The sequence below is a fragment of the Pseudomonas sp. Sample_20 genome (genome assembly GCF_004307585.1).
Lineage (GTDB): Bacteria > Pseudomonadota > Gammaproteobacteria > Pseudomonadales > Pseudomonadaceae > Aquipseudomonas > Aquipseudomonas atacamensis.
The window spans coordinates 1-11,249 of sequence record NZ_RCOA01000106.1; the positions used below are offsets into that span (position 1 = coordinate 1).

10 protein-coding genes and 1 pseudogene are annotated in these 11,249 nt (G+C 61.1%); 4 read left to right on the top strand and 7 right to left on the bottom strand.

Features of this window, described 5'->3' with window-relative positions; all coding sequences use genetic code 11:
* Nucleotides 1-861, top strand: an 861-nt coding sequence (locus tag D8U70_RS21295) for a formate/nitrite transporter family protein (RefSeq protein WP_130929660.1), incomplete at its 5' end; no start/stop codon positions are given.
* On the opposite strand, the gene D8U70_RS21300 is transcribed toward D8U70_RS21295, so the two are convergent.
* Nucleotides 862-2,127, bottom strand: coding sequence for a sodium:proton antiporter (locus D8U70_RS21300; protein WP_130929661.1), 1,266 nt, complete (start codon nt 2,125-2,127; stop codon nt 862-864).
* Between the two features lie 250 nt (nt 2,128-2,377).
* Nucleotides 2,378-3,547 carry an MFS transporter gene (locus D8U70_RS21305; protein WP_042606597.1) on the bottom strand — a complete coding sequence of 390 codons (1,170 nt, stop codon included), beginning with the start codon at nt 3,545-3,547 and terminating at the stop codon, nt 2,378-2,380.
* A gap of 333 nt (nt 3,548-3,880) precedes the next feature.
* Here D8U70_RS21305 and D8U70_RS21310 point away from each other — a divergent pair, with 333 nt between their 5' ends.
* A complete protein-coding gene (locus D8U70_RS21310; protein ID WP_039757593.1) occupies nt 3,881-4,264 on the top strand; it encodes an MAPEG family protein in 384 nt (127 codons plus the stop codon).
* Nucleotides 4,265-4,378: 114 nt separating this feature from the next.
* Here the strand turns inward: D8U70_RS21310 and D8U70_RS21315 are convergent, their stop codons facing one another.
* Entirely contained in the window at nt 4,379-5,563 is a 1,185-nt protein-coding gene (locus tag D8U70_RS21315) for a murein transglycosylase A (RefSeq protein ID WP_076564416.1), read from the bottom strand.
* A gap of 128 nt (nt 5,564-5,691) precedes the next feature.
* On the opposite strand from D8U70_RS21315, the gene D8U70_RS21320 reads away from it, so the two are divergent.
* Nucleotides 5,692-6,141, top strand: a complete 450-nt coding sequence (locus D8U70_RS21320) for a cytochrome c (RefSeq protein ID WP_056786463.1) — start codon at nt 5,692-5,694, stop codon at nt 6,139-6,141.
* A gap of 164 nt (nt 6,142-6,305) precedes the next feature.
* Here the strand turns inward: D8U70_RS21320 and D8U70_RS21325 are convergent, their stop codons facing one another.
* The 4 genes from D8U70_RS21325 to D8U70_RS21340 all read right to left on the bottom strand — a co-directional run bounded on the left by D8U70_RS21325 (nt 6,306) and on the right by D8U70_RS21340 (nt 10,901).
* Nucleotides 6,306-6,701: a DUF1090 domain-containing protein gene (locus D8U70_RS21325; RefSeq protein ID WP_016772779.1), complete on the bottom strand. Its 396-nt coding sequence runs from the start codon at nt 6,699-6,701 to the stop codon at nt 6,306-6,308.
* A 97-nt stretch (nt 6,702-6,798) separates the two neighbouring features.
* Nucleotides 6,799-8,475: an NAD-dependent DNA ligase LigB gene (ligB, locus tag D8U70_RS21330; RefSeq protein ID WP_130929662.1), complete on the bottom strand. Its 1,677-nt coding sequence runs from the start codon at nt 8,473-8,475 to the stop codon at nt 6,799-6,801.
* A 221-nt stretch (nt 8,476-8,696) separates the two neighbouring features.
* Nucleotides 8,697-9,887 (bottom strand): methionine adenosyltransferase, encoded by a 1,191-nt coding sequence (gene metK / locus D8U70_RS21335; RefSeq protein ID WP_024014624.1) that lies wholly within the window; start codon nt 9,885-9,887, stop codon nt 8,697-8,699.
* An 18-nt stretch (nt 9,888-9,905) separates the two neighbouring features.
* Nucleotides 9,906-10,901, bottom strand: coding sequence for a metalloregulator ArsR/SmtB family transcription factor (locus D8U70_RS21340; protein ID WP_130929663.1), 996 nt, complete (start codon nt 10,899-10,901; stop codon nt 9,906-9,908).
* A 259-nt stretch (nt 10,902-11,160) separates the two neighbouring features.
* Between D8U70_RS21340 and D8U70_RS28145 the strand changes: the two are divergent.
* Nucleotides 11,161-11,249 (top strand): annotated as a pseudogene (locus D8U70_RS28145) (transketolase); the annotation flags it as partial.

Here is an 11,249-nt window from a genome sequence, read left to right on the forward strand (position 1 = left end):
CCCGACCTCTCGGCCAAGGAGCAGCACGAAGTCGAGAAGAGCCAGCCGCCGCGCGCGGCCGTTCTGCACGAAATCATCCGCACTCAGGGCGACCAGGAGCTGGAGCGTAGCATTGCCGCGCTGTGGTGGTCGGCGCTGGCGGCAGGGTTGACCATGGGCCTGTCGCTGATGGGCATGGGATTGCTCAACTCGCGCCTGCCCGATGGCGACGAATTCAAGGTGATCGCCAGTTTCGGCTACTGCGCCGGTTTCCTCGCAGTGATCCTCGCGCGCCAGCAACTGTTTACCGAAAACACCCTGACCGCCGTGCTGCCGGTGATGACCAGGCCGACGCTGAAGAATTTCCTGCGCCTGATCCGTCTATGGACAGTGGTATTGGTCGGCAACCTCTGCGGGACGATTCTGGTGGCGTACGTGATGCTGGAACTGCCGATTTTCGACAGCAAGACCGACGTCGCCTTCCTCGAAATCGGCCGCAAGGTCATGGAGCACAGCGCCAGTCAGATGTTCGCCAAGGGCATCGTCTCCGGCTGGATGATCGCCACCATGGTCTGGATGATCCCGTCCATGGAGAGCGCGAAGATGTGGATCATCATCCTCATCACCTACTTCATGGCGCTGGGCGACTTCACCCACATCGTCGTCGGATCCGCGGAAGTGTCCTATCTTGTGTTTGCCGGCGAGTTGCCGTGGAGTGATTTCTGGGCGGTGTTCGCCGGGCCGACGCTGGCGGGAAATATCATCGGCGGCAGCTTTATCTTCGCGCTGATCAGCCATGCGCAAATTCGCAGTGAAAGCGGTGCGCCGAAGGAATCTGCAGATCAGGCTGTTAAGCCCGATCCGCAGTCGATCAAGAAATGATCAGTGGTGGGCTTGCTCAGCCACGCTGGCCGGCTCGTTGCGCGTCGCGTGCTTGACCAGTTTGCCGATGGTCAGGCCCTGCAGCAGGATCGACGACAGCACGACGATGTAGGTGATGCTCAGCAGCAGGTCGCGTTCCGGGCCCAGCGGCAGGGCCAGCGCCAGTGCCACCGAAACACCGCCGCGCAAACCGCCCCAGGTCAGGATGCGGATGGTGCCGGCCGGCACTGAGCGCCAGCGACGCAGCAGCAGGATCGCCGGCGCCACGGTAAGCAGACGCGACAACAGAATCGCCACCGCCAGCAGACCTGCGGCGGCCATGTGCAGCCAGTTGAACGGCAGCAGCAACAACTCCATGCCGATCAGCGCAAACAGCAGCGCGTTGAGCATGTCATCGAGCAACTCCCAGAAACCGTCCAGATAGCGCCGGGTCATGTCGTTCATTGCCAGATTGCGCCCGAGGTTGCCGATGATCAGACCGGCCACCACCATCGCGATCGGTGCCGAGACGTGCAACTCGGTGGACATCGCCGAGCCACCGATCACCAGGGCCAGGGTCAGCATCACGGTGATCTGGTGCTGCTCGACGCTTTTGATCATCCGATAGACCAGATAACCAATCAGTCCGCCGAACAACACACCACCAATCGCCTCATGGACGAAGAGCATGGCCGTGGCGCTGACGGTCGGGGTTTCGCCCAGTTGCGCGATGCCCAGCAGCACGGTGAAGACCACCACCGCCGTGCCGTCGTTGAACAGTGATTCGCCGACGATGGTGGTTTTCAGTGGCTTCGAAGCGTTGGCGGTACGCAACACGCCGAGCACGGCAATCGGGTCGGTCGGTGAGATCAGCGCGCCGAACAACAGGCAGTAGAGGAAACTCACATGCCAGCCGAACAGGGCAAAAATGTAGAAGGCCAGGCTGCCGATCACCACGGTGGCGATCAACACACCGAAGGTCGCCAGCAGGCCGATCGGCCAGCGGTAGCTGCGCAAATCATTGAGGTTGACGTGCAGGGCGCCGGCGAACAGCAGGAACGAGAGCATCCAGTTCATCAGCAGATCGCCGAAATCGATCTGGCCGATCAGTTGCTGCACGCGGTCTTCGAGGCCGGGAAAACCGAGGACGCTGAGGCCTTGCAGGAGCAGTGAGAACAGCAGGGCGGTAACCATCACGCCGATGGTCGGCGGCAGGCCGATAAAGCGGAAATTGACGAAGGTCAGGAGGGTGGTGAGGCAGATGAAAGCGGCGACGAGTTCAAGCATCCGGGGTCCTTTGGATGGAGAGTGAATGGAGCGCGACCGGAGGTTGGACGCAGGGGTTTGATGGGCAAACAGCGACATGGGACACACCACAGTTCATTGTGGCGAGGGGATTTATTCCCGCTCGGCGGCGAAGCCGTCGCAATCGGGCTTATCGATTATTCCTGACAAAACCCGATTGAAGGTTTTTGGGGCTGCTGCGCAGCCCAACGGGGATAAATCCCCTCGCCACAGGTAGTCAGTCGCAGAGGTCTCAGCCAGACACATTGACCGCACTCGCCCGCCGACGTTGCAGGTAAATGAACAACAGCGCCGTCAGCACCGTCAGCACGCCGACCAGCGCCCCGGTCCACGGCAGGTCCGCCAGATCCGCGCCGCTGGCAACCACCAGCCCGCCAATCCAGGCACCTGCTGCGTTGCCCAGATTGAACGCGCTCTGGTTCAGCGTCGAACCCAGATTCGGCGCTTCGTGCGCCTGATCGATGATCAACAGCTGCAGAATCGGGCACAGCGCAAAAGCGAAAATTCCCCACAGCACCAGAGTGATCGCCGCCGGAATCACCGAACGGCTGGTCTGGCTGAACGCCGCGAGAATCACCACGACCGCCAGTGCCACGCCGACCAGTGACGGCAGCAAGCGGCTGTCGGCCAGGCGCCCGCCGAGCATGCTGCCCGCTGTCAGGCCGACGCCGAACAACAGCAGCATCACCGTCACGCCGTGGGGGCTGACGCCAGTGATGTCTTGCAGGATCGGTGCGATATAGGTGAACACGCTGAACAGGCTGGTCGAGGCCAGCACGCTCATGCCCAGCGCCAGCAGCACGTTGGCCTTGCCCAGCACTTTGAATTCGCTGGCGAGGTTGGCTTTGTCCATTGCGATGTGTTTTGGCAGCCACAACCACTGCGCCAGCGCCGCAACAATGCCGATCACCGACACCGCCCAGAAGGTCGAGCGCCAGCCAGCGTATTGGCCAAGCGCTGTGCCGAGTGGCACGCCGAGCACGTTGGCCAGGGTCAGGCCGGTGAACATCATGGCAATGGCTTGCGCGCGTTTGTTCGGCGCCACCAGGCCGGCGGCAACCACCGAGCCAATGCCGAAAAACGCCCCATGACACAGCGCCGTGACCACCCGCGCCGCCATTAGCGTCGCGTAGTTCGGCGCGAGCGCGCAGAGCACGTTGCCGAGGATGAACATCAGCGTCATGCCCAGCAGTGTCGCTTTGCGCGGCATATTGGCGGTGCCGATCGCCAGGATCGGTGCGCCGAACACCACGCCCAGGGCGTAACCGGTGATCAGCAGCCCGGCGTGAGGAATGCTCACCGCCAGATCGCGGGCGACGTCGGGGAGCAGGCCCATGATGACGAATTCGGTAGTGCCGATGCCGAATGCGGCAACAGCGAGTGCAAGCAAAGCGAGGGGCATGCGCAAGGTCTCTGTCGGTAGTCTTGACGCTTTGATCAGGCATACGCGTGCCAGCGACCGTTTTCGAAGAAAGCGGAGCAGGCAGCTTTTATTGGAATTTTTTGGTGTGCAGCTGAGTACGGCGCGGTGGGTTGCAGTATAAACAGCTGCTGACACATGGCGAATCAATAATCTGACTAATCGACGGCTCACTGGAATTGCCGTGTTATATCCAGCTGAAAGAACCTTTCTGCCGGGCGCGGCTCTTAGCCTGTGGGCAGGTGCTGATCGGCATGCTGGTGATGAAGTTCTGATCGCTCGCCAATTTCACCAATCGAAAAAAAGGACGACGTTATGACAGTGGCTCTGTGGTGTGTGTTGATCGCGATTTTCCTGCCGTACGTGTGCACGATCGTGGCGAAGGCCACCGGCGGTTTCCGCCTCAAGGACAATTATGATCCACGGGACTTTCTCGACAGCGTCGATGGCGTCGCCCGTCGCGCCCACGCCGCGCAACTGAACAGCTTTGAAGTAACGCCGGCGTTTGCCGCTGCGGTGATCGTTGCGCATCTGGTCGGCACTGCGCAGCTGGTGACGGTCAATGTGCTGGCCGTGCTGTTTATCACCAGTCGCCTGCTGTACATCATTTGCTATCTGGCCGACTGGGCTGCACTGCGTTCGGTGGTGTGGTTTATCGGGATGGGGCTGATTGCTTCGTTCTTCTTTGTGTCGATCTGATTATCGGCTGTTGCTGCCGGCCTCTTCGCGAGCAGGCTCGCTCCCACATGGAAATGCATTCCAGATGTGGGAGCGAGCCTGCTCGCGAAAGCGATGGATCAGACGACGAAGAACCTAAGACTTTTGCTTCGGTGTATCCGCCACCTGCGGCACTTGCGGCAACGCCGCCCCTTTGGGCCAGAGCATCCAGATCTGCCCCTGCTGCTTCATGTCCCCGGCCAGTTGCCCGGCCGCATCACCAGTGCCCCAGAACAGATCCGCGCGCACCTCGCCGGCAATCGCGCCACCGGTATCCTGCGCCGCGACCGGGCGCACCAGTGGGGTGCCATCCGGTTTGGTGGTCGACAGCCATAACAGACTGCCCAACGGAATCACCTTGCGATCCACCGCAGCGCTGTAGCCGGCGGTCAGCGGCACGTTCAGCGAGCCACGCGGGCCTTCGTTGCTGTCCGGGTTGCGGGTGAAGAACACGTAGCTCGGGTTGCTGGCGAGCAGTTCCGGGATGCGCGTCGGGTTGGCCTTGGCCCAGTTGCTGATCGCGCTCATGGTCACGTCTTCTTTCTTCAGCTCGCCTTGCTCGACCAGCCAGCGACCGATCGGTCGGTAAGGGTGGCCATTCTGATCGGCGTAGGCGATGCGCAACTGTTTGCCGTCCTCGGTCTGGATCCGGCCCGAGCCCTGGATCTGCAGAAATTGCAGGTTCATGGGGTCAGTCAGATACGCGACCACTGGCGCTTTCACACCTTTGGATTCAATGGTCGCCGCGTCGTCGTAAGGCTTGAGCACGCGTCCTTCGAGGCGGCCGCGCAGGCGCTTGCCTTTCAATTCCGGGTAGATGCTGTCGAGCGAGACGATGATCATGTCTTCCGGCACGCCATACACCGGCACGTTCGCCGTTGCGGTTGGCGTCAGGCTGCCGGGGTACACCGGTTCGTAGTAGCCGGTGATCAGACCGTTGGGATTGTCGTTCTCGGCGCGCAGGCCGTAGACATCGAGATTCTGCTTGAGGAATGCACGAATCTCGGCGGCGCTTTGCGGCACATTCACCGCCGCAGCGCAGGTCGGCCCCCAGACTGCGTCGGCTTTGAGTCGTGTGCACGCGCTGCGCCAGGAACCGAAACCGGCGACCAGATCGCTGTCGGAGACCGCAGGCAAGGCTTCCCAGGTCGCGCTGGAATAGGTAGCCAGCGCATGGGTTTTTGGTTTGGCGCTGTCGCCGCCTGTGCAACCGGCGAGGATGGCGAGCAGTGGAAGGGTGACGATAAGCGGGTGACGCCAGGCCGTGAAGCGGCTGTTCATGGAGTGATTCCTGTGCCGGTTGGCCGAGTGCTCCATGCGCTCGACCAACCCGTATTTTTAATAGGGCTATTGGTGTTTGGCGGTGAGCCGAGGATACTGGCCGCCGATTTCCGCGACCTGAAGCCATCATGACTCTGAAACCAATTGCTGTTGTATTGCTGGCCTGTCTGACCTTGTCCGCCTGTGGCGGCGTCGACCCGAATTCGCCGCTGGGCCAGCGCAAGGCCATCTTCAAGCAGATGCTCAAGACCAGCGAAGACCTCGGCGGCATGTTGCGTGGGCGCATTGCCTTCGACGGGCCGAAATTTGCCGAAGGTGCGGTCAGACTTGATGCGTTGGCCCATGAGCCTTGGAAGCATTTCCCGCAGGTGCGCGAAGAAGATCACACCAGCGCCAAAGATGATGTCTGGCAGAAACAGGCGCGTTTTCAGGAGCTGGCCCGCGCCCTCGAAGCGGCTACCGGTGAATTGGTGGTCGCCAGCCAGGTTCAGCCGTACAAGGCCAGCAATCTCGGACCGGCAGTGCAGAAAGTTGAAGATGCCTGCAGTGCTTGCCATAAAGAGTTTCGCGATCATTGATTCCTGAAGCTGCTGAGTGCCTTGTGGCGAGGGGATTTATCCCCGATGGGCTGCGAAGCAGCCCCAAACCATACAACCAAGTTTTTTCAGTCGGACCCAACTAGCCGAATGTACGACGGCTTCGCCGCCGGACGGGGATAAATCCCCTCGCCACAGGGCTTTGGTTACTTATCGATCTCGTCCAGCGCTTCCTGCAGTTCCTTGCGCGACTCGGCGAGCTTTTCCTTGCGCTTGTTGATCTTCTCCGGATCGCCCTTCTTCATGGCCTTGTCGAGGTCCGCCTGACGCTGGCTCACCTCATGCTTGGCTTCAAGCACCTTGTTCTCACGCTCTTTCTTCAGCCCGGCGTCGGTGCAATGTTCGTTCACTTCACGCAGTGCGGTTTCCAGGCCTGCCTGCTGCTCCATGTTGCCGCGCGACTTGGCCTGTTCGATCTGATTGATGATGCCCTGCTTCTTGGCAGCGCAACCGGTCAGGCCCGGGCCGTCTTCTTCGGCCATGACCGGGGCGGCCATGACGCCGCAAAGAGTAAGCAGGGCGAGCGGTGCGAGAAATTTCATAAAAGCTCCATGTGCAAAGGCAATCGGGGTGGGAGGGCACTGCGCTGTTGGAGCGTCTGGCCGGCCGTTGGGTTCCCGCCGGGCGGGGATTGCAGGTTCAGAAGCCGTCGATTCCGGCGGCTTTCAGGGTTTCACTCAAAGCCAGTACCTGCGGGTCGCGAAAGAATGCGCTCAGTTGCGCCGCGCGTCCCGGGCCGATGCCGGCTTCTGCCTGCCATTGTTCAGTGTCGCGTTGTGCAAGGGCCTGCCACGAATCGTCCAGTTGTGCCTGTCCGGTCGGCGGCATGCCCAGCGCTTTCAACCATCGAGCAAGCGGCTGTTGCCGCGCGCCGTGAAAACTCTGGATCAGACGTGCGCTGCTGCGCTCGCCGAGGCCGGCAATGTTAGCAAGCTCTGACGCATCGAGGGTCAGCCAATCCAGCAGGTGTTTCAGACGGCCTGTTTCCAAAAGTTTCTCCCAGGTGCCGCGACCGACATTCTGCATGGCCAGGCCCTGCTTGCCACTGAGCCAGGTCAGACGCGCGAGAAACTGGCTTTCACACCCCGGCGTCGGTTGCCAGCAGCTCAGGGCGTGGTAGTCGCCGGCATCGGGGATGTTGATGTCTGCCCGTTCGCTGGTGCGCAGCACGATACTGTCGAGGCGCGGAATGGTCAGCCCGGCCAGACTGATTGCCACCTGATCGCCGGGGCGGATGTCGAGGGTTTGCCAGCGCTTGAACGAGCTGACGCTGACCCGTTTGATTTCCCGGTCATCGAGTCTGACCGGCAGCAGTTCCAACACCGGGGTGATCCGCCCGGTGCGGCCGATTTTGAAATTGACCTTGCGCACCTCGGCCAATGCCTGGGCGAACGGGTATTTCCAGGCAATCGCCCAATAAGGAGCCTTGGCCTGCCAGCGTTCGGCAGGTGGCCGTTGGCTCTGACGCAGCACCACGCCGTCGCTGGCAAAGGGCAGGGGCGAGCGATACCAGTGCTCGCGCCATTTTTGCGCGTCTTCGAGTCGGCTGATGGGCTGTGTAAAGGGCTCGGTTGCAGCGAACCCCAATGCTTGAAGTTCGGACAATCTTTCCGGCAGCCGCACGGGACCTTGCGGCCAGTCCCATACAAACAGACCGATCCCGGCGGCCTGTTCGGCATCGAGCGATTTGCGCCCCATCAGCCCGGCTACGGTGGCGCGGGCGTTGACGCTGCCGGACTGTGATTGAACATGCGCATTGAGGCGCCAATAGAGTTCGCCTTGTACCAGCAGATCCCGTGGCTGCCTCAACCGTTGCGGAATGGCTGCAATCCTGCGCGCGGAAGCGGTCCAGTCCTGACCATTGACACCGTCGCCGCGACTGATCGCCTGCTGCAATACTCCCTGGCGGTAGATCAGCGTGACAGCCACGCCGTCGACCTTGGGCTGCACCCAGACGTTCTGGCGATCGCGCAGCCAGTGTGCGACGTCTTCGGCTTTGTGCAGCTTGTCCAGACCGGTGTGGGCGATGGGGTGGGTGACCGGGCCGGACGCGGTGTGCAACGGCTGCGGGGATGAGTGTTGATTGAAACAGGCTTGCCATTCTTTCAGCCGCAGCCGGGACTGGTCATAGAGTTCGTCGCTGATCAATGAACGGCCTTCGCGGTGATAGGCGTCGTCCCATTGGTCGATCCGGTTTTGCAGGGCGGTGATTTCGCGTTGGGCTTGGGAAAGATCCCAGTTCGGGCAGTTGGCTTGGCTGACGAGGGTGATGAGTGCCAGCAGGAAGGCCAGCAACAGGCGCAGAGTGAAGAGCATTGTGAGCGTCCTTGCTCGGGGGGTGATGCTTGAAGGGTAGGTGAGGATCTGAAGAGCGTTGCGCGGCTTTTTTGCGAACTGTTTCGGGGCAGGGGAACTGGTGTTGCCGGGGCGGTCGTCTTCGCGAGCAGGCTCGCTCCCGCAGGGATCTCAAAAATCTGTCAGGCATGAAAAAGCCCCGCACGGCGCGAACCGTGCGGGGCTTTCTTGCAGCCAGGGTATTACAGGCCAGCGGCGGAACGCAGGGCGTCGGCGCGGTCGGTTTTTTCCCAGGTGAACGTGGTGAAGCTGTCTTCGCCAACGGTCTTGGTCTGCGGCGCGCGACCGAAGTGGCCGTAGGCTGCGGTTTCCTGGTACATCGGGTGCAGCAGGTCGAGCATGGTGGTGATCGCGTATGGACGCAGGTCGAACACTTCACGCACCAGTTTGATGATCTTGTCATCGCTGATCTTGCCGGTGCCGAAGGTGTTCAGCGAGATCGACGTAGGCTGGGCCACACCGATCGCGTAGGACACCTGAATCTCGCAACGCTCGGCAAGGCCGGCCGCAACGATGTTCTTGGCCACGTAACGGCCTGCGTAGGCAGCCGAACGGTCAACCTTCGATGGATCCTTGCCGGAGAACGCGCCGCCGCCGTGACGGGCCATGCCGCCGTAGCTGTCGACGATGATCTTGCGACCGGTCAGACCGCAGTCACCTACCGGGCCGCCAATGATGAACTGGCCGGTCGGGTTGATGTGGAACTGGGTGTCCTTGCTCAGCAGTTCGGCAGGCAGTACGTGCTTGACGATCAGCTCCATCACGCCTTCGCGCAGGTCTTTGTAGGAGACTTCCGGGTTGTGCTGGGTCGACAGCACCACTGCGTCGATGCCGACAACCTTGCCGCCTTCGTAACGGCACGTCACTTGCGACTTGGCATCCGGACGCAGCCAAGGCAGCAGGCCCGACTTGCGTGCTTCAGCCTGACGCTGCACCAGCTGGTGCGAGAAGGTGATCGGTGCTGGCATCAAAACGTCGGTTTCGTTGCTGGCGTAACCGAACATCAGGCCCTGGTCGCCGGCGCCCTGATCTTCAGGCTTGGCACGGTCAACACCCTGATTGATGTCGGGGGACTGCTTGCCGATGATGTTCATCACGCCGCAGGTGGCGCCGTCGAAGCCGACTTCGGAGCTGGTGTAGCCGATGTCGCAAATCACGTCACGAACGATCTGCTCCAGGTCGACCCAGGCGCTGGTGGTCACTTCCCCGGCAACGATGGCCACGCCGGTCTTGACCAGGGTTTCCACAGCCACGCGAGCGTGTTTGTCCTGGGCAATAATGGCGTCCAGCACCGCATCGGAAATCTGGTCGGCGATTTTGTCCGGATGTCCTTCAGACACGGACTCGGAGGTGAAGAGGGAGTATTCGCTCATCTCGATGTTTTCCTGAATTTACCGATGGTGAGTGTCGCCAGCCGGTCGCTGAAAGTGGCGAACCTGGATCTGGAAACCATTACGTAAGCCTACATAGAGGCTTTCCCCGGGAACGAGTCCCGCAGCGGTGGCCCAACGGGCCAGATCGTCCTGTTCAAACCCCAACCAGAGATCACCGCAGGCCTCCCTGGCCCAACTCTGGTTGTGGCTACATAACTCTGTCACGAGCAGGCTACCGCCCGGTTGCAGCAAATCGGCCATGTGCCTGAGCGCATCGGCCGGAGCGGCGAAATGGTGCAGGACCATGTTCAACACTACGCAATGGGCCTTGAGGCTTGTGCCGTTCAATGCATCGGCCAATTGCAGGCTGACGTTAGCCAGCTGTTCACGCTCACACACCTGACGCGCCAGTTCGAGCATCGCCGGGCTGTTGTCCAGCGCGGTTACGGTGCCGAAGCGACGGGCCAGTTCCGGCAGAAAAGCACCATCGCCGGGGCCGACTTCAATGGCCGTGGCTGCACCACCGAAGTTCAGTTTGTCGAGCAGGGCCAGCACGCTGTCACGGTACTGCGGCAGGCCTGCGATCAAATCCTGCTGGGCACGGAATTTTTCCGCGACCCGGGCGAAAAAATCCCGGCTGGCGGCGGCACGCTGACCATGAACCTGCTCGATGCGTGCTTGCACTTCATCAGGCAGATCCAGATCGTCGACTTCTTCCAGCAATGCCGCGTGCAGCTTGCCGCCGAGCAATTCGCTGTGGGGCAGGGCACGACGATAGAAAATCGCGTTGCCCTCACGGCGTGTCGCCACCAGGTCGGCTTGCGCCAGCACCTTGAGGTGATGGCTCATGCCCGACTGGCCGATGCCGAAAATCTGCGCCAGCTCCAGCACGCCAAACGAATCGTTGGCCAGCGCGCGCAAGACATTCAGCCGCAGCGGATCGCCGCCGGCCTTGCACAGGGCCGCCAGCTCATCGCAATCGTCATGGCGAATGGAAGGCACGCGTAAGTTCATAGGGCTGGCAGTCTAGAGACGGGGGCAAGGCACCGCAAGGTCAATATCAAAAAGTTTTGATATTGCTCGATAAATGGCACTTCTCGGCGGACGGCAGTCTCTACAAACGAATAGCGGAAAGGTTTCACCAAGCGAAACCTGTGCTATCGATTGGAAAAACGCCTGCCGATGACTATCTGTCATTGCCCCGAGGCGCATGGGTGAGGGAAAATGCCCTCCTTTTTTCCGTTTCAGTCTATTCACACCCAGGAGATCAGCGATGCCTAGCCGTCGTGAGCGTGCCAACGCCATTCGTGCCCTCAGCATGGATGCCGTGCAAAAAGCCAACAGCGGCCATCCCGGTGCCCC